The 19,814-nt window shown below is 54.1% G+C and carries 20 protein-coding genes; 6 read left to right on the top strand and 14 right to left on the bottom strand.

Features of this window, described 5'->3' with window-relative positions; translation table 11 throughout:
• Position 1: 1 nt before the first annotated feature.
• From R0140_RS26625 to fdhD, 7 genes are all read right to left on the bottom strand, one after another.
• The gene (locus tag R0140_RS26625) at positions 2-271 is read right to left on the bottom strand and encodes a hypothetical protein (protein ID WP_002882858.1); all 270 of its coding nucleotides are present in this window, start codon (positions 269-271) and stop codon (positions 2-4) included.
• 58 nt (positions 272-329) lie between these two features.
• Complete coding sequence (locus R0140_RS26630) at positions 330-1,172, bottom strand: class II fructose-bisphosphate aldolase (RefSeq protein WP_008807896.1); 843 nt, start codon at positions 1,170-1,172, stop codon at positions 330-332.
• Positions 1,159-2,526, bottom strand: coding sequence for a PTS sugar transporter subunit IIC (locus tag R0140_RS26635; protein ID WP_004203642.1), 1,368 nt, complete (start codon positions 2,524-2,526; stop codon positions 1,159-1,161). Before R0140_RS26635 ends, R0140_RS26630 begins: the two co-directional genes overlap by 14 nt.
• Positions 2,519-2,833 carry a PTS sugar transporter subunit IIB gene (locus tag R0140_RS26640; protein ID WP_004151864.1) on the bottom strand — a complete coding sequence of 105 codons (315 nt, stop codon included), beginning with the start codon at positions 2,831-2,833 and terminating at the stop codon, positions 2,519-2,521. The genes R0140_RS26635 and R0140_RS26640 overlap by 8 nt, the downstream gene beginning before the upstream one ends.
• 11 nt (positions 2,834-2,844) lie before the next feature.
• Entirely contained in the window at positions 2,845-3,825 is a 981-nt protein-coding gene (locus R0140_RS26645; protein WP_008807898.1) for a 6-phosphofructokinase, read from the bottom strand.
• A 393-nt stretch (positions 3,826-4,218) separates the two neighbouring features.
• Positions 4,219-4,431, bottom strand: a complete 213-nt coding sequence (locus R0140_RS26650) for a YdgH/BhsA/McbA-like domain containing protein (RefSeq protein WP_004127125.1) — start codon at positions 4,429-4,431, stop codon at positions 4,219-4,221.
• Positions 4,432-4,559: 128 nt separating this feature from the next.
• Positions 4,560-5,396: a formate dehydrogenase accessory sulfurtransferase FdhD gene (gene fdhD / locus R0140_RS26655; protein ID WP_012969233.1), complete on the bottom strand. Its 837-nt coding sequence runs from the start codon at positions 5,394-5,396 to the stop codon at positions 4,560-4,562.
• Positions 5,397-5,552: 156 nt separating this feature from the next.
• On the opposite strand from fdhD, the gene fdnG reads away from it, so the two are divergent.
• The 4 genes from fdnG to fdhE are packed head-to-tail and all read left to right on the top strand — an operon-like array spanning position 5,553 to position 11,076.
• On the top strand, positions 5,553-8,603 hold the full coding sequence (fdnG, locus tag R0140_RS26660; RefSeq protein WP_094030659.1) for a formate dehydrogenase-N subunit alpha: 3,051 nt from the start codon (positions 5,553-5,555) through the stop codon (positions 8,601-8,603).
• Between the two features lie 12 nt (positions 8,604-8,615).
• Complete coding sequence (gene fdxH, locus R0140_RS26665; protein ID WP_002882822.1) at positions 8,616-9,518, top strand: formate dehydrogenase subunit beta; 903 nt, start codon at positions 8,616-8,618, stop codon at positions 9,516-9,518.
• Positions 9,515-10,150, top strand: coding sequence for a formate dehydrogenase cytochrome b556 subunit (gene fdoI, locus R0140_RS26670; RefSeq protein ID WP_008807902.1), 636 nt, complete (start codon positions 9,515-9,517; stop codon positions 10,148-10,150). The genes fdxH and fdoI overlap by 4 nt, the downstream gene beginning before the upstream one ends.
• On the top strand, positions 10,147-11,076 hold the full coding sequence (gene fdhE, locus R0140_RS26675) for a formate dehydrogenase accessory protein FdhE (protein WP_004150358.1): 930 nt from the start codon (positions 10,147-10,149) through the stop codon (positions 11,074-11,076). The genes fdoI and fdhE overlap by 4 nt, the downstream gene beginning before the upstream one ends.
• Before the next feature lie 173 nt (positions 11,077-11,249).
• On the opposite strand, the gene R0140_RS26680 is transcribed toward fdhE, so the two are convergent.
• Both R0140_RS26680 and R0140_RS26685 read right to left on the bottom strand, forming a co-directional pair.
• Entirely contained in the window at positions 11,250-11,633 is a 384-nt protein-coding gene (locus R0140_RS26680) for a type II toxin-antitoxin system VapC family toxin (protein ID WP_008807903.1), read from the bottom strand.
• A complete protein-coding gene (locus R0140_RS26685) occupies positions 11,633-11,875 on the bottom strand; it encodes a ribbon-helix-helix domain-containing protein (RefSeq protein ID WP_004150355.1) in 243 nt (80 codons plus the stop codon). Before R0140_RS26685 ends, R0140_RS26680 begins: the two co-directional genes overlap by 1 nt.
• A 204-nt stretch (positions 11,876-12,079) precedes the next feature.
• Between R0140_RS26685 and R0140_RS26690 the strand changes: the two genes are divergently transcribed.
• The gene (locus R0140_RS26690) at positions 12,080-12,997 is read left to right on the top strand and encodes an alpha/beta hydrolase (protein ID WP_032741512.1); all 918 of its coding nucleotides are present in this window, start codon (positions 12,080-12,082) and stop codon (positions 12,995-12,997) included.
• Positions 12,998-13,011: 14 nt separating this feature from the next.
• On the opposite strand, the gene fabY is transcribed toward R0140_RS26690, so the two are convergent.
• The 5 genes from fabY to typA all read right to left on the bottom strand — a co-directional run bounded on the left by fabY (position 13,012) and on the right by typA (position 17,843).
• Positions 13,012-13,953: a fatty acid biosynthesis protein FabY gene (gene fabY, locus R0140_RS26695; RefSeq protein WP_012543287.1), complete on the bottom strand. Its 942-nt coding sequence runs from the start codon at positions 13,951-13,953 to the stop codon at positions 13,012-13,014.
• A gap of 44 nt (positions 13,954-13,997) precedes the next feature.
• Complete coding sequence (gene dtd, locus R0140_RS26700) at positions 13,998-14,435, bottom strand: D-aminoacyl-tRNA deacylase (RefSeq protein ID WP_032741510.1); 438 nt, start codon at positions 14,433-14,435, stop codon at positions 13,998-14,000.
• Entirely contained in the window at positions 14,432-15,292 is an 861-nt protein-coding gene (locus R0140_RS26705; RefSeq protein WP_008807907.1) for a virulence factor BrkB family protein, read from the bottom strand. Before R0140_RS26705 ends, dtd begins: the two co-directional genes overlap by 4 nt.
• A complete protein-coding gene (yihX, locus tag R0140_RS26710) occupies positions 15,286-15,885 on the bottom strand; it encodes a glucose-1-phosphatase (RefSeq protein WP_008807908.1) in 600 nt (199 codons plus the stop codon). The genes R0140_RS26705 and yihX overlap by 7 nt, the downstream gene beginning before the upstream one ends.
• Before the next feature lie 134 nt (positions 15,886-16,019).
• Positions 16,020-17,843: a ribosome-dependent GTPase TypA gene (gene typA, locus R0140_RS26715; protein ID WP_008807909.1), complete on the bottom strand. Its 1,824-nt coding sequence runs from the start codon at positions 17,841-17,843 to the stop codon at positions 16,020-16,022.
• Between the two features lie 378 nt (positions 17,844-18,221).
• Here typA and glnA point away from each other — a divergent pair, with 378 nt between their 5' ends.
• Positions 18,222-19,631 carry a glutamate--ammonia ligase gene (glnA, locus tag R0140_RS26720; protein ID WP_004203622.1) on the top strand — a complete coding sequence of 470 codons (1,410 nt, stop codon included), beginning with the start codon at positions 18,222-18,224 and terminating at the stop codon, positions 19,629-19,631.
• Positions 19,632-19,814: the final 183 nt, after the last annotated feature.

Raw genomic sequence — 19,814 nt, forward strand, 5'->3', positions numbered from 1 at the left:
CCTAGATATTGCGACGAATAATATTGCGTAAATTATCAATCTGCAGAAACAGCGCATCGATATCCTGCCGGTGGCTCTTACTCTTGGCATATACCGATAATGCCCGGTTGTAAGTCAACATCAATGTTTTTTGCACGTCGCTATTATCGGGCTGGCGCTGTAATTCGCCTTCCAGTCTGGCGATCTCTTCCGCCAGCTGACGGGACTGTTGATCATAATCCTGCAGCGGGTTTTGCTCTTTTTTCCACAGCGTTTTCAATGATTCAAACATAGCAAGCTCCCTCCCTGGCGGAAGACAGGGCAACAAAAGATATGTGTCGGTAAAAACGCTATTTAAATAGCGCCATTTTTTCCATTAATACGGCAGTCACTGCCTGGTTGGCGGGAATTAAAAATTTCCGTACGCTGTCATTTACTTTTCCTTTCTCGAACGTTGATTTACAGCGGTCGACCCACTGCACGTTCATTTCCGTTCCGACGTTCACTTTATTAATCCCTTCAGTGACGGCCAGCCGCATATCGTCGTCACTAACGCCTGTGCCGCCATGCAGCACCAGCGGCACGCCAGTCGCTTCGCTTATCGCCTTCAGCCGCGCATGCTGTATCTGCGCTTTACCGGTGTACAGGCCATGCACAGTGCCCACCGAGACGGCCAGCATATCGACCTGCGTCTCCTCCACAAAACGTTTCGCGTCGTCGACGGTAGTAAAACAGATATCTTCGGCAGCCACCGCTTTTCCATCCTCTGACCCGCCGATCGCCCCCAGCTCACCTTCTACCGTAATATTCCGCGGCCGGGCCATTTCCACCACAATCCGCGTGTTACCGATATTTTCCTCGAGGCTTAAGTGAGACCCGTCGTACATCACCGAAGAAAAGCCCGCATTCATTGCCGTCTCGATGGCTTTAATATCGGAGCAGTGATCGAGGTGCAGGCAGGTCGGGATATTTTCACTGTCTGCTAATGAACGCACGGCATCGACCAGTAACCGATACCCCAGATACTCTGCGGTACCGGTTGATATTTGGATCATTAATGGGCTGTGGCTGTTTTGCGCGGCTTTGAAAAAAGCCGGTAACATCTCAATACAGTGCAAGTTAAACGAGCCAATCGCTTTAAAATTTCTTTCCTGAGCGATGTTTAAAATCTCATTAAAATTATACAGACTCATGAACATTTTCCCCTTTCGGCTTAGCGGATTTACCGTTTACAAACCATGCCAGTGCGGCGACAAACACAATAAACAAGGCGACAAAGAGCCAGTTATTCTGGAAGGCGTGGCCTAATACCAGACCGGAGCTGATGACGTCAGAATCGCTGAAGGTGACGCCCGTAAAGCCGTAGCTCTCCAGCATGGGCACCAGAATAGCCGGCAGAAAAGTGATAAACAGACCGTGGATAACCCCGCCGATCATCGCCCCGCGACGTCCGCCCAGCGCATTACCAAATACCCCTGCCGTACCGCCGGCGAAAAAGTTGGTTAACAGCCCGGGGAGGATCATCGCCAGACCGAACATCGGGAAAACCAGCATGCCGATAATCGAGCCGACAGTCGTCGCCAGAAATCCGACAATCACCGCATTTGGCGCATAGGGAAACAGCACCGGGCAATCGAGAGCAGGCTTTGCATCCGGGACAATACGCATCGCGATACCGCGAAAAGCCGGCACCAGCTCATTGAGTAATAAACGCACACCGCTATAGAGGACAAAGACCCCGGCGACAAACTGAATGGACTGCATGAAGGCATACATCAGGTAATTAATGCCGCCGGAGAATTGCGCGATGTACTGCGGCCCCGCCGCAATAGCCGGGATGAGATACATCGGCACCATCACCACCGCCATGGCCAGATAGGTATCCTGCAGAAACTTAAAGTTATCAGGCAGTTCGAGATCTTCCGTGGAGCGAGAGCCTTTTCCGACAACTTTAGCGACCGCAGCCTGCACCAGATAGCCGATGGTACAGAAGTGCCCCAGGGCCACATCGTCAGACCCGGTAATGCGCCTGACCACCGGCTGCGCCAGGGCCGGCATTAAGACCGCCATCACACCGCCGAAGATACCCCCGGTTAAAATCAGCGGTACGCCAGTGAGCCCGGACTTATAGCCAATCACAGCCCCAATTGTCGCCATCCACAGCAGCGCCTGGCCGGTCAGGAAAATATATTTTAGCGGCGTCAGACGGGCGATAATAATGTTGACAGCAAAGATCACCAGCAGCGTCAGCGCCACTTCCGAACCTAATTCCCGATTCGCTAACCCGGCGATGGCGGCCACATCGGTAATATAGCCTTTCATGCCAAACCCCTGGGTGAAGATATCATTCAGGAAGGTCAGGGTGGCGACAATGATGTTTATCCCGGCCATCATAATTAAGAAACCGAGCAGCGTTTTAAATGTCCCTTCCGCGGTTTTGCCTGGCGATTTCTTTTGCAGGATCAGGCCAAGCATGGCAATAAAAGCAATAAGGATGGATGCCTGGCCGAGTAAATCCTTAACGATAAACGCAACGAAGCTATTCATAATCAGCCACCTTCAGATGACGTTCTTTTAAGAATGCGACGATCTTGGTTTCAATCTCCTCTTTATCAGTAAGTTTATTCAATACCACGACACGTTTAATTTCTTCTTCACTGGCATCGGCGGTTAAGATGTCGGCAAAGGTTTTTTGCGTCAGAATCATATCCGATTTAAAGGCCCCAGCTTCGGAAACGGTGGTGTGTTCAATATGAGCGGGAATTTCCAGCTTCTTTAAAACTGCCTTCGCCGTCATTTCAATGGCAAAGCTTGAACCGAGGCCGCAGCCACATACGCATAAAATTTTCAGCATGGAGGGTCTCCTCAAATAATATTGAGTTGCTTGGCAAGTTTATAATGATGTCCTTCAGTATCGACCAGACGTTTTTTCATACTGACTAGATCAATCGGAATAGGTTTGTTACTGGAATTAATTATTATGGCTTTATTTTTCATACCTGACTGAATACAGCGAACCACTTCACTGGCCATAATGGTACCCTGATAAATCTCTTCACAGGTTGGATCACCGCTGCGTAAACCATAGCCGACGATCGTTTTACGGATACGGACACCTATTTGTGGTTCCAGCTGTTTAATCATGGTATCAATCGCCCCCTGAAAGCCGGGAGAGTACTCTTTGGTATAGCCTTCTGAGCAGAGGATCACGACGCTATTTTGCATGCTCAGCTTCCGGGTAATCCGTTCCGCAAGCATGGTCAGCGGCATCTGTGCCTCCGGGATCAGGGCAATATCAGCATTACATTTAATGGCGGACTGTAACGTTAGTTCTCCACAATAGCCTCCTAATATCTCAACCATAAAAACCCGACCCGGCAGCGCTCTTCCGGTATTTCTTAAACGGGAGACTTCTTTAATAATTTGCTCACAGGCCGTGGAAAAACCAATCGTATAATCACTGCCATACACATCATTATCGATAGTCATCCCGACACCAAAGCAATTAATCTCAAATTCACTAAGGGTATTCAGAAACTGCAGGCTGCCATCCCCCCCGGCCATAATGAGCACATCAATACGCAGAGATTTAAGTTTTTTAGCAATGCTTTCATATTCACTGCGCTGCAGTTTGCGACTGGTTCGCCCCGAGGTAATGATCGGCACCGCGGTAATGGAGAAATCAACCAGATCGCGCCACGCCATATCCTGATGACTTTTCTCCAGTAGCCCTGGAATACCGCCATTAAACAGCGTGATATCGGCATTAGCCTGCCTGGCTACCTGGAATATAAAATTATTCATTCCCGAAACATCCCCGCCGCTAATAACGATGCCAATTTTCATGACGCTTCCTCGCTCATTTGCCTGACAACATTTTTCCCTGAGTACAAGCCTTCTATTTGCAATAAAGATCACATAATGCGTATTAAATTACGTCAGTGAATGGTTGACAGTAGCAGTGACATGCTTATTTATGTGATAAACATCTCATTTAAAGAGGGTGATCGCCATCGCTTTCTGTTTTTAATATCTTTATATTTCATAGCGTTAAAATATCGAGATATTCAGGCGTGCAGACCTTTCCTTTGCCGTTAATATGGGGATTTAAGAAAAGAGCGGAAACGTGATTACTGCCACATTTTTTCGTAGCAGAGGGGAATATCGGGTAATTTCGCCGATGCGGGAAGCGAAACAAAAAAAGCGCCCTAAGGCGCTCTTTCGACAGTAACTTTATGCTTATTTGTTCAGTTCCGCAGTCATATGCACGCGGTTGCCGGTAAAGGCTTCGGTAATTTTGTAAGACGAAGCGCCAGCAGCCTGCGCCTGAGCAGCGATTTTCGCTTCCGCACCATCCATCGTGGCAGCGGTGGCGGTCACGGTTTCAGCAGCGAATGAACCAAAAGAAGCGGCCAGTGCGATTACTGCGACAAAAGTTTTGATGCTTTTCATGATATAAACCCTTTCATTTAGTTGTTTAGATAAGGCGCCGTGCCTTGATGTGTTAAATAGTAGCCCGCACATCGCTAAACAAAAAGCGGAAGGATTTGCTGTCATTGTTCAAATTTATTGATCGATATTTAACCCGCAATTAAACGCTGCGGATGGGTGTAGACTGTCGCCCTGCCCGGCTTGCAAAAGCCCACCAGCGTCAGATTGCAGCGCTCGGCCACTTCCACCGCTAAGGTAGTGGCCGCCGAGACTGCGAACAGGATCTCGACGCCGCACATCGCGGCCTTCTGCACCATTTCATAGCTGGCGCGGCTGGAGACCAGCGCGGCGCCATGCTGCCAGTCCTCGCCAATTTCCGCGCGCTGGCCCAGCAGTTTATCCAGGGCGACATGCCGGCCAACGTCTTCAAAGCCGCCCGCCAGCTCGCCAGTCGTCCTGACCCAGGCAGCCGCATGGGTACAGCCGGTGAGCCGGCCGACCGGTTGAAAGTCGTTAAGATGCGCCAGGGCGTGGTCGAGGTTGGCTAGATCGAACGTCTGAGTGAACGGTAGCGGCTGAACTGGCTTACCAATATCATTGAGCTGCTCGACGCCGCATACCCCGCAGCCGGTGCGCCCGGCCAGCGCGCGACGCCGGGCTTTGAGCCCCATAAAACGTCGGCTGGAGAGCTCAATCTGTACCTCAAGGCCATTGCACACCGACACCACGTCCATGCCGAAAATCTCCCGCCGATGCTCGATAATCCCTTCGGATAAGGAAAAGCCGACGGCGAATTGTTCCAGGTCTTTCGGCGTGGCCATCATCACCACATGGGAGATACCGTTGTAGACCAGCGCGACGGGAATTTCTTCGGCTAACTCGTCTGGCTGAGGGTGTTGCAGATCCTCGCGTTTCCAGAGGGAGACCTGGCGATATCCTGTGACATTCGTCACATTTTTGATTTGTTCGAGAGGCTTCTTGTTCACTTTGCTTTAACCGTATTGGAACAGGCATACACACAATGTGGTATTCTGTTTTTATCCCTTCAGGAATGAGGGAAATTAGCCCTAATTCTGAACCTTTGCGGCCTTCACCGCAAAGCAAATAACTACATGTGACAATGTCGAAACAAGGAGCGAACCATGCAGGTCAGCAGAAGGCAGTTCTTTAAGATCTGCGCTGGCGGTATGGCGGGAACCACGGCAGCAGCGCTGGGCTTTGCCCCGGCAACTGCGCTCGCGGAGACACGGCAGTACAAATTGCTGCGCACGCGAGAAACCCGTAACACCTGTACATACTGTTCTGTCGGCTGTGGGCTGTTGATGTATAGCCTCGGCGACGGCGCAAAAAACGCCAAAGCATCCATTTTCCATATCGAAGGCGATCCGGATCATCCGGTTAACCGTGGTGCGCTCTGTCCGAAAGGGGCTGGTCTGGTGGACTTTATCCATTCTGAAAGCCGCCTGAAATTCCCGGAATATCGCGCGCCAGGCTCCGATAAATGGCAGCAAATCAGCTGGGACGAAGCGTTCGATCGCATCGCGAAGCTGATGAAAGAGGACCGCGACGCCAACTTTATCGCACAAAACGACGCCGGCACCACCGTCAACCGCTGGTTGACCACCGGGATGCTGTGCGCCTCCGCCTCCAGTAACGAGACCGGTTATTTAACGCAAAAATTCACCCGCGCCCTCGGGATGCTGGCGGTGGATAACCAGGCGCGTGTCTGACACGGACCAACGGTAGCAAGTCTTGCTCCAACATTTGGTCGCGGTGCGATGACCAACCACTGGGTGGATATTAAGAACGCCAACCTGATCGTGGTGATGGGCGGTAACGCCGCAGAAGCGCATCCGGTGGGGTTCCGCTGGGCGATGGAAGCCAAAATTCATAATGGCGCCAAGCTCATCGTTATCGATCCGCGCTTTACGCGTACGGCGTCGGTGGCTGACTTCTATACCCCAATTCGTTCCGGTACCGACATAACCTTCCTGTCGGGCGTGATCCTGTACCTGCTGAATAACGAAAAATTCAACCGCGAATACACCGAAGCCTACACCAACGCCAGCCTGATCGTGCGTGAGGACTACAGCTTCGACGACGGGCTGTTCAGCGGCTATAACGCAGAAAAACGCCAGTACGACAAAACCAGCTGGAACTATGAGCTGGATGAGAACGGCTTCGCCAAACGCGATACCACGCTGCAACATCCGCGCTGCGTCTGGAACCTGCTGAAGCAGCACGTTTCTCGTTATACCCCGGATGTAGTCGAAAACATCTGCGGTACGCCGAAGGCCGACTTCCTTAAAGTTTGCGAATACATTGCCGAAACCAGCGCGCCGGATAAGACCGCGTCGTTCCTGTATGCTCTCGGCTGGACCCAGCACTCCATCGGCGCACAGAACATCCGCACCATGGCGATGATCCAGCTGCTGCTCGGCAACATGGGGATGGCCGGCGGCGGTGTCAACGCCCTGCGCGGTCACTCCAATATCCAGGGTCTGACCGACCTCGGCCTGCTCTCCACCAGCCTGCCGGGCTACATGTCGCTGCCGAATGAAAAACAGGCCGACCTGCAGACCTACCTGACGGCTAACACGCCGAAGCCGCTGCTGAAAGACCAGGTCAACTACTGGGGCAACTATCCGAAGTTCTTCGTCTCCATGATGAAAGCTTTCTTCGGCGACAAAGCTACGGCAGAAAACAGCTGGGGCTTTGACTGGCTGCCGAAGTGGGATAAGAGCTACGACGTTCTGCAGTATTTCGAGATGATGAATCAGGGCAAAGTGAATGGCTATATTTGCCAGGGCTTTAACCCGGTCGCCTCGTTCCCGAACAAAAACAAGGTGGTGGCTTCTCTGTCGAAGCTGAAGTTCCTTGTGACCATCGACCCGTTGAACACCGAAACGTCCACCTTCTGGCAAAACCACGGTGAGTCGAACGATGTTGACCCGTCGAAAATCCAGACCGAAGTGTTCCGCCTGCCCTCCACCTGTTTCGCTGAAGAGAACGGGTCGATCGTCAACTCCGGCCGCTGGCTGCAGTGGCACTGGAAAGGCGCGGACGCCCCGGGGATCGCTGTCACCGATGGTGAAATCCTCGCCGGTATCTTCACTCGCCTGCGTAAGATGTATGCCGAAGAGGGCGGACCAGCTCCGGAGCCGGTGCTCAACATGACGTGGAACTACTCCACTCCGCACGAGCCGGCATCTGAAGAAGTGGCGATGGAAAGCAACGGTAAAGCGCTGGCGGATATCACCGACCCGGCGACCGGCGCGGTGATCGTTAAGAAAGGGCAGCAGTTGAGCTCCTTTGCCCAGCTGCGCGATGATGGCACCACCTCCAGCGGCTGCTGGATCTTCGCCGGTAGCTGGACGCCGGACGGCAACCAGATGGCGCGCCGCGATAACGCCGACCCGTCAGGCCTCGGCAACACGCTGGGCTGGGCCTGGGCCTGGCCGCTCAACCGCCGCATCCTGTATAACCGCGCCTCCGCGGACCCGCAGGGTAAACCGTGGGATGCGAAGCGTCAGTTGCTGAAGTGGGACGGCGCGAAATGGGGCGGCGTGGATATTCCGGACTACAGCGCCGCCGCCCCTGGCAGCGACGTCGGTCCGTTTATCATGCAGCCGGAAGGGATGGGCCGTCTGTTCGCTATTGATAAAATGGCGGAAGGGCCGTTCCCGGAACACTACGAACCGTTTGAAACGCCGCTGGGGACTAACCCGCTGCATCCAAACGTGGTCTCTAACCCGGCCGCTCGCGTCTTCAAAGGCGATCTCGAGCAGATGGGCAAAGCGGACAAATTCCCGTACGTCGGCACCACTTACCGCCTGACCGAACACTTCCACTACTGGACCAAGCACGCGTTGCTTAACGCCATCGCGCAGCCGGAGCAGTTTGTGGAGATCGGTGAAAAACTGGCGAATAAGCTCGGCATCGGCCACGGCGATACCGTGAAAGTTTCCTCTAACCGCGGCTATATCAAAGCCAAGGCAGTGGTGACCAAGCGTATTCGCACGCTGAAAGTTGACGGTAAGGATATCGATACCATCGGCATTCCTATTCACTGGGGCTATGAGGGCGTAGCGAAAAAAGGCTTTATTGCCAATACGCTGACGCCGTTCGTCGGTGATGCGAATACGCAGACACCGGAGTTCAAAGCTTTCCTCGTGAACGTGGAAAAGGTGTAACGGAGACGACTTATGGCTTATCAATCGCAAGATATTATTCGTCGTTCCGCGACTAACGGTTTCACCCCCGCGCCTCAGGCGCGGGACCACCAGCAGGAGGTGGCGAAGCTTATCGACGTCACCACCTGTATCGGCTGCAAAGCCTGTCAGGTGGCCTGCTCCGAATGGAACGATATTCGTGATGAAGTCGGTCACAACGTCGGGGTGTATGACAACCCGGCGGATCTGACCGCCAAGTCATGGACGGTCATGCGCTTCTCGGAAGTGGAACAAAACGACAAGCTGGAATGGCTCATTCGCAAGGATGGCTGCATGCACTGCGCGGACCCGGGCTGCCTGAAGGCCTGCCCGTCAGAAGGCGCGATCATTCAGTACGCCAACGGTATCGTCGACTTCCAGTCCGAGCAGTGTATCGGCTGCGGCTACTGTATCGCCGGCTGTCCGTTCGATGTACCGCGTCTGAACCCGGAAGACAACCGCGTCTACAAATGTACCCTGTGCGTAGACCGCGTGACCGTCGGCCAGGAGCCTGCCTGCGTGAAAACCTGTCCGACCGGCGCAATCCACTTTGGCTCCAAAGAGGATATGAAAACGCTGGCCGGTGAACGCGTGGCTGAGCTGAAAACCCGCGGTTATGACAATGCGGGCCTGTACGATCCGGCCGGCGTCGGCGGCACCCACGTCATGTACGTGCTGCACCATGCCGACAAGCCGAATCTGTACCATGGCCTGCCGGAAAACCCGGAGATCAGCCAGACCGTGAAGTTCTGGAAAGGCATCTGGAAACCGCTGGCGGCCGTCGGCTTCGCCGCGACCTTCGCAGCCAGTATCTTCCACTACGTCGGCGTCGGTCCGAACCGCGCGGAAGAGGAAGAGGACAACCTGCATGAAGAGAAAGACGAGGTGCGCAAATGAAAAGACGTGACACCATCGTGCGCTACACGGCGCCGGAACGCATCAACCACTGGGTCACCGCCTTCTGCTTCGTCCTGGCGGCAGTGAGCGGGTTAGGCTTTTTCTTCCCGTCCTTTAACTGGCTGATGCATATTCTCGGTACGCCGCAGCTGGCGCGTATTCTCCACCCGTTCGTCGGGGTGGTGATGTTCGCGTCGTTTATCATCATGTTTTTCCGTTACTGGCACCACAACCTAATCAATCGGGATGATATCTTTTGGGCGAAGAATATTCGTAAGATCGTCGTCAACGAGGAGGTGGGCGATACCGGGCGCTATAACTTCGGCCAGAAATGCGTGTTCTGGGCGGCGATTATTTTGCTGGTACTGCTGCTGGTGAGCGGTGTGATCATCTGGCGTCCGTATTTTGCGCCGGCTTTCTCAATCCCGGTGATCCGATTTGCGCTGATGCTGCATTCATTTGCCGCAGTGGCGTTAATTGTGGTTATCATGGTGCATATCTACGCCGCCCTCTGGGTGAAAGGCACCATTACCGCGATGGTGGAAGGCTGGGTTACCAAAACGTGGGCGAAGAAACATCACCCGCGCTGGTACCGAGAGGTCCGCCAGAAACAGGAAAAGTCATCTGAATGAGTATTCGCATAATCCCGCAAGACGAGCTGGGTTCGAGCGAGAAACGCACGGCGGAAGCAATTCCGCCGCTACTGTTCCCCAGACTGAAGAATCTTTATAACCGCCGCGCTGAACGCCTGCGTGAGCTGGCCGCCAACAACCCGCTGGGCGATTACCTGCGCTTTGCCGCGCTGATCGCCCATGCCCAGGAAGTGGTGCTGTACGACCATCCGCTGCAGATGGATCTGACGGCTCGCATTAAAGCGGCCAGCGAACAGGGTAAACCGCCGCTGGATATCCACGTTCTGCCGCGCGACAAGCACTGGCACAAGCTGTTGCACTCGCTGATTGCCGAGCTGAAGCCGGAAATGAGCGGCCCGGCGCTGGCGGTCATTGAGAATCTGGAAAAAGCCTCTGAGCAGGAGCTGGAGCAGATGGCCAGCGCGCTGTTTGTTTCCGACTTCGCCTCCGTCAGCAGTGATAAAGCGCCGTTCATCTGGGCCGCGCTGTCGCTCTACTGGGCGCAGATGGCCAGCCTGATCCCGGGGAAAGCGCGCGCCGAATACGGCGAACAGCGTCAGTTCTGCCCGGTATGCGGCTCGATGCCGGTCTCCAGCATCGTGCAGATCGGCACCACTCAGGGGCTGCGCTATCTGCACTGCAACCTGTGCGAAACCGAGTGGCACGTGGTGCGCGTCAAGTGCAGCAACTGTGAACAGAGCCGCGACCTGCACTACTGGTCGCTGGACAACGAGCAGGCAGCGGTGAAAGCCGAAAGCTGTGGCGACTGCGGAACCTACCTGAAGATTATGTATCAGGAGAAGGATCCGAAAGTCGAAGCCGTCGCCGACGATTTGGCGTCCCTGGTGCTCGACGCCCGTATGGAACAGGAAGGCTTCGCCAGGAGCTCAATTAACCCGTTCATGTTCCCCGGCGAAGGGGAGTAAGTTCTGCAGTGTGATTTCGGGCGGCTCTTGCCGCCCGCTTTCCTTCTTGCGATACGAGCGTAGTCAGGAATGACTCACCCGCGTCACTGACTGTCATCAGAGACCAGCCTTTGGCTCGACACACTCGTTTCAGACGAGTTTGTCGCTCCCTTGTCGTCCTCCTGCCACTCGAATTATTCAGGGTGTAGTTCGTACGGCGTGACTACGCCAGGAATACCGGCAAAATCCTTCGTATTCCGCGTAATCAGTTCCAGACGATGGAGTTGCGCCGTCGCCAGAATGATGGCATCCGGCAGCTTAAGCTTATACTCCTGCCGCAGCGCAACGCTTCGCTCTGCAATATCCTGTGAGATGTTAATGATATTAAAGGTGCTTAGCGCCATTCGCGTACGCTGCTCCTGGTGATATTTTTTAGCGCCAACCATCACCTCCATCCAGGTAATCAGACTGATCGCATTCTGCGGTGGCCAGGCCTCCAGCGCCTGTTTGGCTTCGCGACGCCCGCTAAATAAATCAATAAGAATATTGGTATCAAAAAGCGCAGATCCGGAGGTCATTACCACTCCTTGCGTAGCTGACGTTGATATTCCATGCCGTCTTCTTCGCAGTCTTGCCACAGACCCAGCGCACTGGAGATGGTATCTTTAGCTCGATCTTGTTTCTCCAGATATTGTTCAACCGCTTCACGTAACAGTTCCGCTCGCGGAATGTTACGCTGCACTTTGAGGTCATCGAGACGTTGAATGACATCGTCTGATAAATCGAGAAGAATTCTGCCCATATCCCTTTCAGCCATCATGCTCATATATACCTCAAGTATATCACCAGTGATGAAGTTATGAGCAATCTACAGCTTTTGAAATCGGAAACAAAAAGGATTTTGCCAGGTAAACGCTTTTTTGCGAGCCGCTTTCCATAATGCACAGGCGACCTCAACAGGCCTGTATTTTCGCCATAATCCAGGCTATAACACTGGATATTAAAACAGTACAAGGAACTACATATGGCGCTGGAGAAAGGGATTGCTTCGCTGGTTGAGGCATTTATTGCGGCAGGTCGTCCGTCATCGCGCGATCAACATATTGATGATCGGAGGGCCGGCTATATCGCCAGTGCGGTACTCGCCGGGGAGACGGAAACGCGAGTGCGGGTGGAGGATATCACCCTGGAGGGGATGCACTTCCGCGTCGTTTCACCGCCCACTGCCGACGGCCTGCTACCCACGCTTATCTACTACCACGGCGGCTGTTTTGTCAGCGGCGGCTTTACCACCCACGATAACCAACTCCGTCAGTTAGCCATGTTCAGCGGTTGCCGGGTGATCGCTGTACAGTACCGCCTGGCGCCGGAGCATACCTTTCCGGCGGCGCACGATGATGCAGAACGAGGTGCTACGATTATTCACCAGCACGCAAAGCAGCTTGGCGTTGATGCCTCGCGTATCACGCTGGCCGGCGACAGCGCCGGCGGGCACCTCGCCCTGGTCACGGCTCTGCGCCTGAAAGCGAAAGCGGCGTGGAATCCTGCACAACTGATTCTGATTTATCCGATGCTTGACCCCACCGCCAGCATGGCGAGCTACCTCAGCAATGGCGATGACTATGTGATTACCCGGGACACGCTACTGAGCGGCTACGAAATGTACCTCGCCTCGACGCCGGCAAACCATCCGGATGCCAGTCCACTCTGGCGAGAAGATTTTAACGGGCTGCCACCGGTGCATATTCTGACAGCTGAGTTCGATCCTTTACGCGATGAGGGCGAAGTGCTGTACCGAAGGCTGACGGAGCAAGGGGTGGAGAGTTCCTGTCAGCGTTATCTGGGGGTGATCCACGGCTTCTTTCAGCTGGGGGGCGTCAGCCACGCCGCGCGTGATGCTATGCGGGATATCGCCTGGCGTGTGGCATCGCCAGGACGATAACGGCCAGAGGGCGCTTACTCTTCCTCGTTACCGCCCTCTTCGTACGAACCAAAAGGCTTCGCCGGCAGCACGATGTAGATCCCCTCGAAAACCGCACCCTGTTTATCATCGCCAAAAAGCTCCACCTGCATTTGCACGCGGGCTTTACGCCCACGCGCCAGGCGGTCGAGGTCGCCGCTCAGCGATCCCAGGTCGGCGATGGCGCTGGGGCGGCCGCTAATGGGCTGACTGTATCGAATATGCGCATCCGCCAAAATGATGGTGCCCCCCAGATGCCGCTCGCGCAGCATCAGCCAGATAAGTCCCCATCCGGTCAGGGTCGCTAACGAAAACAGGCTACCGGCAAACAGCGTATGGTGCGGATTCTGGTTCCCCGCTTCCGGCATGGTGGTTATAAATTTCTGCCCGGTGTACTGCTGAATGCGTACGCCCATTTTTTCACTCAGCGGGATATGCTGATACCACGCCTGCTGGAGCTGCGCGCACCAGTCACCGCGGTGCAAAATATCGTCCAGCGACGCGATCGGTTTAATCATCAGAAAATGACGGATCGGCGTGGTGGTCGGGGTAGTGATCTCCCCCTGGTTCACAAAGCCCAGCTTGGCGAAAAACTCCACCGCATCTTCGCGGGCACTACAGGTGACCCGCTTAACCCCTTCCTGACGCGCGACGGACTCCAGGGTCATCGCCATCAGCGTCCCCAGCCCTTTATCCTGTACGGAGGGATGAACGGCCATAAAGCGAATGGAGGCTTCATTTTCCGCATTGATATATAGCCGACCGACGGCAACCAGATTACCCTCTTCATCCACCACCATCTGATGATGCGCCATCGCATCCCAGGCGTCGCGTTCCGATCCTTTTGGCTGATGCAGCGGCTTACGCAGCATCTCCCAGCGGAACTGGTAGTAGCTCTCTAACTCTTCTGCTGTTTGCGGTACACGAAGGTGATACATAGTCGTACTCTCTTTTGTTACCCGCAGCCTGCCCGGAAGCTGGGTCATACCTGCAACCAAAAGGTCACGGGACCATCATTGACCAAAGAAACCTGCATATCCGCAGCGAATCTTCCGGTCTGGGTGTTCATTTCCTGCTGGCGACAGCGGGCGACGAAATACTCATATAGCGCCTCGGCGCGGTCAGGGGCAGCGCCTTTCGAGAAACTCGGTCGCATCCCCCGCTCGGTATCCGCCACCAGCGTAAATTGCGAAACCACCAGCACGCTGCCGCCCGCCTGCTGGACATTCAGGTTCATTTTCCCTTCCGCATCGCTAAAGATGCGGTAGCCCAGCACACGTTCACAAAGGCGATTCGCTTTTTGTTCATCATCGTCTTTCTCGACGCCCAGCAGCACCAGAAGCCCCGGACCAATTTCGCCCGTCACTTCATCCTCCACGGTAACGCTTGCACGGGATACGCGTTGAATTAATCCAATCATGGTTGTTCTGTTTCTTCTGTTTTAAGTTTGCGGTATTCACCGAGAGTGACAGTAATTTCAGCGCCAAGCAAGACGATACACCAGGTCCAGTACACCCAGACGAACAAAATCGGCACCACCGAAATCACGCCATAAATTAACTGATAGGACGGAAAGGTGGTGATATAGAGGGCAAACGCTTTTTTACCTGCCTCGAACAGCAGCGCCGCCACCAGCGCCCCGATCACTGCATCGCGGTTACGCACCTGGGTGGTCGGTACAATACTGTAGAGCAGCCAGAATGCCGCCCATGAAAGGATCAGCGGGAAGAGGCGGAGTAGATTATCAATCACGCCGTCCAGATCGCTCGCCCAGCGCAGCGACAGCAGATACGAACTGATCGCCAGGCTGGCGCCTGCCAGCAGCGGGCCAAGAGTCAGGATCATCCAGTAAACGGCAAAGGAGTAAACTTTGGGACGGCTGCGCGTGCTGCGCCAGATGGTGTTTAGCGCGCTGTCGATCGAGTACATCAGCAGCAGCGAGGTGACGATCAGGCCAAACGCGCCTACGGCGGTCATACGGCTGGAGTTAGCCACGAACTGTTCGATATACCCCTGAATCACATCCCCGGTCGCCGGAATAAAATTGGCGAAGATAAAATGGCGAATCTGCACGCTGACTTCGGAAAACATGGGAAAGGCCGCAAACAGCGCGAACACGACGGCTATCAGCGGCACCAGGGAAAGTAATGACACATAGGCGAGGTTCCCCGCCAGGGTCGTCATATGGTCTTCATCAATGCGCCGCCACAGCAGCTTAAGCCAAGCCAGCAGCGGCCGGGTATGGTGGTGTAATTTTTGCTGAACGGTTTTTAGCATAGCTGATTCGCGAAATAGTCAGGGATGGTCTTCTTCCCGGTCACCAGAATACTGGTGATCCCTAACCGGTTGGCCCCTGCTATATTATCGACGTTATCATCAAAAAAGACCGTATCTGCGGCGGAAAATCCCTCTTCTTCCAGTACTCGCAGATAAATTTCCGCTTCAGGCTTACGCAATCCCATCTCCTGTGACAGATAAATGCGATCGGCGGCAGCGCGCACTTCCGGGTATTCATCGGGCCAGAATGTGGTGTGAAGACGATTGGTATTGGAGAGCACCACCACCCGATGCCCCTGGGCACGAAGTTTATGCATGATGGTAATTACCTCCGGGCGCAGCGCGACAAATACCGCCTGCCAGCCGTGAGCAAACTGCTCATAGCTGAGGGACATATTCATTTCATGACACATGGCGGCGGCAAAGTCTTCATCGCTAATCTCGCCACGCTCATGCTGGTGGAAAGCCTCTCCCATGGTGAAATGCTGCTTCAGCGTCGCCAGCGGGATGCGGGTTAAATCACTCCAGGCTCCCAATACCCGGTTGAAGTCAATGTCGACAATCACATTACCTAAATCAAAGATATAGAGCATTTTTGTCTCCTTCCGCGCCGTGGAAAATTAACTTTAGCGGGAAAGGCAGGATTTGACTATTGGCGTATGATGCAGGAATGAAAAAAAGAAACCCCGCCGGAGAGGCGGGGTTTAGCGAACAACAAGAAGAAAAATTACTCTTCTTTTGCACCGCGCATTGCGCGTTTACGGTCGTTCTCAGTCAGGTGACGTTTACGGATACGGATAGACGTAGGGGTCACTTCTACCAGTTCGTCGTCATCGATGAACTCCAGAGCCTGCTCCAGGGTCATCTTAATCGGCGGAACCAGAACCGTTGCTTCGTCAGTACCGGACGCACGCATGTTGGTCAGTTTCTTACCGGTCAGGCAGTTTACCGTCAGGTCGTTAGAACGACTGTGAATACCGATGATCTGGCCTTCGTAAACTTCAGCGCCGTGGCCGAGGAACAGCTTACCGCGATCCTGCAGACCGAACAGGGCGAACGCAACCGCTTTACCCTGACCGTTAGAGATCAGTACGCCGTTGTTACGCTGACCCACTTCGCCCGGACGAACGTCGTCGTAGTGGCTGAAGGTGGAGTACAGCAGACCGGTACCAGAAGTCATGGTCATGAACTCTGAACGGAAGCCGATCAGACCACGGCTTGGGATCACGTAGTCGAGACGTACGCGGCCTTTACCGTCTGGATTCATGTTTTTCAGGTCGCCTTTACGCTCGCCCAGCGCCTGCATGACAGAACCCTGGTGCTGCTCTTCGACGTCCAGCGTCACGTTTTCGAACGGCTCTTGTTTACGGCCATCGATTTCGCGGAAGATAACTTTCGGACGGGAAACCGCCATCTCGAAACCTTCACGACGCATGTTTTCAATCAGAACGGACAGGTGCAGTTCACCACGGCCGGAAACGCGGAACGCATCAGCGTCTTCGGTTTCTTCAACGCGCAGCGCCACGTTGTGCACCAGCTCTTTGTTCAGACGGTCCAGGATCTGGCGAGAGGTAACGAACTTACCTTCTTTACCGCAGAACGGCGAGGTGTTGACGTTGAAGAACATGGTTACGGTCGGCTCATCAACGGACAGTGCCGGCAGCGCTTCGACATTCTGCGGATCGCAGATGGTGTCGGAGATGTTCAGCTCGCCCAGACCGGTGATCGCGATGATGTCGCCAGCTTCGGCTACGTCACTCTCGATACGCTCCAGACCCAGGTGAGTCAGCACTTTACCGACTTTACCGTTACGGGTTTTGCCTTCGCTATCGATGATAGTGACCTGCTGGTTCGGCTTCACTTTACCGCGTTTGATGCGGCCGATACCGATGACGCCAACGTAGTTGTTGTAGTCCAGCTGGGAGATCTGCATCTGCAGCGGACCGTCAAGGTCAACGTCCGGCGCCGGCACGCGATCAACAATCGCCTGGTACAGCGGGGTCATGTCGTCAGCCATGTCTTCGTGGTCCAGGCCCGCGATACCGTTCAGCGCGGACGCGTAAACGATCGGGAAGTCCAGCTGTTCGTCGGTCGCATCAAGGTTAACGAACAGGTCGAAGACCTGATCGACAACCCAGTCCGGACGGGCGCCCGGGCGGTCAACTTTGTTGATGACCACGATCGGCTTCAGGCCGTGGGCAAAAGCTTTTTTGGTCACGAAGCGCGTTTGCGGCATCGGGCCATCAAAGGCATCGACCACCAGCAGCACAGAGTCAACCATGGACATAACACGCTCAACCTCACCTCCGAAGTCGGCGTGCCCTGGGGTATCAACGATGTTGATACGGTAATCATTCCATTTGATTGCGGTGTTTTTCGCGAGGATGGTAATCCCACGCTCTTTCTCCAAATCGTTGGAGTCCATCACACGTTCTTGTGCTTCAGTACGTGCGTCGAACGTACCGGATTGCTGTAGCAGCTTGTCAACCAGGGTAGTTTTACCATGGTCAACGTGCGCGATGATGGCGATATTACGCAGATTTTCGATCACAACTTTGCCTCAGGCATTAGAAATAGCGCGTTATTGTACACGTATTAAGCGAAGGACTGAACAGGATCACAAACATCCTCCGCAAACAAGTATTGCAGAGTTTCTTTGTGACCGCTTTCACGGAGCGATAAAAGGGCACCGTAACAAAAATTGCACCAAAATGGTGCTCAATGTTCACACTGAGGCACTACTTTGGTGCATTATCTCCATCATGGTGCAGTCCTTTTGCACTATGGTGCGCATGATACAGCGTTTTATAGGGCATTTAAAAGTTGGCACAGATTTCGCTTTATATTTTTTAAGGCAACAACGCCACTTTTAAGCAGTATGAAGTTTTCGTTACCACGACGACAATGACCAATCCGGGAGAGTTTAAGTATGTCCGCTGAACACGTTTTGACGATGCTGAACGAGCACGAAGTGAAGTTTGTCGATCTGCGCTTCACCGATACCAAAGGTAAAGAACAGCACGTCACGATTCCGTCTCATCAGGTAAATGCCGAATTCTTCGAAGAAGGCAAAATGTTTGATGGCTCCTCGATCGGTGGCTGGAAAGGTATCAACGAATCTGACATGGTCCTGATGCCGGACGCTTCCACCGCGGTCATTGACCCGTTCTACGAAGAACCGACCCTGATCATCCGCTGCGATATCCTCGAGCCAGGCACCCTGCAGGGCTATGACCGTGACCCGCGCTCCATCGCGAAACGCGCTGAAGAGTACCTGCGCGCCACCGGCATCGCTGACACCGTCCTGTTCGGGCCAGAACCAGAATTCTTCCTGTTCGACGACATCCGTTTTGGCGCCTCTATCTCCGGCTCCCATGTCGCGATCGATGACATCGAAGGTGCGTGGAACTCCTCCACCAAATACGAAGGCGGTAACAAAGGTCACCGTCCGGGCGTGAAAGGGGGTTACTTCCCGGTTCCGCCAGTAGACTCTTCTCAGGATATCCGTTCCACCATGTGTATGATCATGGAAGAGATGGGCCTGGTTGTTGAAGCTCACCACCACGAAGTGGCTACCGCAGGTCAGAACGAAGTGGCAACCCGCTTCAACACCATGACCAAAAAAGCGGACGAAATTCAGATTTACAAATACGTTGTTCACAACGTCGCTCACCGCTTCGGTAAAACCGCGACCTTTATGCCGAAACCAATGTTCGGCGATAACGGCTCCGGCATGCACTGCCATATGTCTCTGGCGAAAAACGGGACTAACCTGTTCTCCGGCGACAAATACGCAGGTCTGTCTGAGCAGGCGCTGTTCTACATCGGCGGCGTAATCAAACACGCTAAAGCTATCAACGCCCTGGCGAACCCGACCACCAACTCCTACAAGCGTCTGGTCCCGGGTTACGAAGCGCCGGTTATGCTGGCTTACTCTGCGCGTAACCGCTCTGCCTCCATCCGTATTCCGGTGGTGACCTCTCCGAAAGCGCGTCGTATCGAAGTGCGCTTCCCGGACCCGGCTGCCAACCCGTACCTGTGCTTTGCGGCGCTGCTGATGGCTGGCCTTGATGGTATCAAGAACAAAATCCATCCGGGCGAAGCAATGGACAAAAACCTGTATGACCTGCCGCCGGAAGAAGCGAAAGAGATCCCGCAGGTTGCAGGCTCTCTGGAAGAAGCCCTGCAGGCCCTTGATGCTGACCGCGAGTTCCTGACGGCTGGCGGCGTGTTCACCAATGACGCTATCGATGCTTACATCGCCCTGCGTCTGGAAGAGAACGACCGCGTACGCATGACTCCGCATCCGGTTGAGTTCGAACTGTACTACAGCGTCTAATTTTGCTGTAAATCCAGGGTATGTCGTGTTGTGGCGCGGGATGCCCGGGATATTTTGTTGCCGTGGAAACTTTCAGCCCATCTCAGGATGGGCTTTTTTCTCCACCAACACGCTGATCTCGCGAGCTTTTTACCGATAAAAAGCTATACTGCACTAAATTGGTGCACTCTTTTTCAGGAGACT

Source organism: Klebsiella sp. w6 (assembly GCF_033100215.1).
Lineage (GTDB): Bacteria > Pseudomonadota > Gammaproteobacteria > Enterobacterales > Enterobacteriaceae > Klebsiella > Klebsiella variicola.

Excerpts from the sequence above, each read along its gene's own strand:
- R0140_RS26625 (WP_002882858.1), bottom strand. The coding sequence starts at position 271 with ATGTTTGAATCATTGAAAACGCTGTGGAAAAAAGAGCAAAACCCGCTG.
- R0140_RS26630 (WP_008807896.1), bottom strand. The coding sequence starts at position 1,172 with ATGAGTCTGTATAATTTTAATGAGATTTTAAACATCGCTCAGGAAAGA.
- R0140_RS26635 (WP_004203642.1), bottom strand. The coding sequence starts at position 2,526 with ATGAATAGCTTCGTTGCGTTTATCGTTAAGGATTTACTCGGCCAGGCA.
- R0140_RS26640 (WP_004151864.1), bottom strand. The coding sequence starts at position 2,833 with ATGCTGAAAATTTTATGCGTATGTGGCTGCGGCCTCGGTTCAAGCTTT.
- R0140_RS26645 (WP_008807898.1), bottom strand. The coding sequence starts at position 3,825 with ATGAAAATTGGCATCGTTATTAGCGGCGGGGATGTTTCGGGAATGAAT.
- R0140_RS26650 (WP_004127125.1), bottom strand. The coding sequence starts at position 4,431 with ATGAAAAGCATCAAAACTTTTGTCGCAGTAATCGCACTGGCCGCTTCT.
- fdxH (WP_002882822.1), top strand. The coding sequence starts at position 8,616 with ATGGCTTATCAATCGCAAGATATTATTCGTCGTTCCGCGACTAACGGT.
- fdoI (WP_008807902.1), top strand. The coding sequence starts at position 9,515 with ATGAAAAGACGTGACACCATCGTGCGCTACACGGCGCCGGAACGCATC.
- fdhE (WP_004150358.1), top strand. The coding sequence starts at position 10,147 with ATGAGTATTCGCATAATCCCGCAAGACGAGCTGGGTTCGAGCGAGAAA.
- R0140_RS26680 (WP_008807903.1), bottom strand. The coding sequence starts at position 11,633 with ATGACCTCCGGATCTGCGCTTTTTGATACCAATATTCTTATTGATTTA.
- R0140_RS26685 (WP_004150355.1), bottom strand. The coding sequence starts at position 11,875 with ATGATGGCTGAAAGGGATATGGGCAGAATTCTTCTCGATTTATCAGAC.
- R0140_RS26690 (WP_032741512.1), top strand. The coding sequence starts at position 12,080 with ATGGCGCTGGAGAAAGGGATTGCTTCGCTGGTTGAGGCATTTATTGCG.
- fabY (WP_012543287.1), bottom strand. The coding sequence starts at position 13,953 with ATGTATCACCTTCGTGTACCGCAAACAGCAGAAGAGTTAGAGAGCTAC.
- dtd (WP_032741510.1), bottom strand. The coding sequence starts at position 14,435 with ATGATTGGATTAATTCAACGCGTATCCCGTGCAAGCGTTACCGTGGAG.
- R0140_RS26705 (WP_008807907.1), bottom strand. The coding sequence starts at position 15,292 with ATGCTAAAAACCGTTCAGCAAAAATTACACCACCATACCCGGCCGCTG.
- yihX (WP_008807908.1), bottom strand. The coding sequence starts at position 15,885 with ATGCTCTATATCTTTGATTTAGGTAATGTGATTGTCGACATTGACTTC.
- glnA (WP_004203622.1), top strand. The coding sequence starts at position 18,222 with ATGTCCGCTGAACACGTTTTGACGATGCTGAACGAGCACGAAGTGAAG.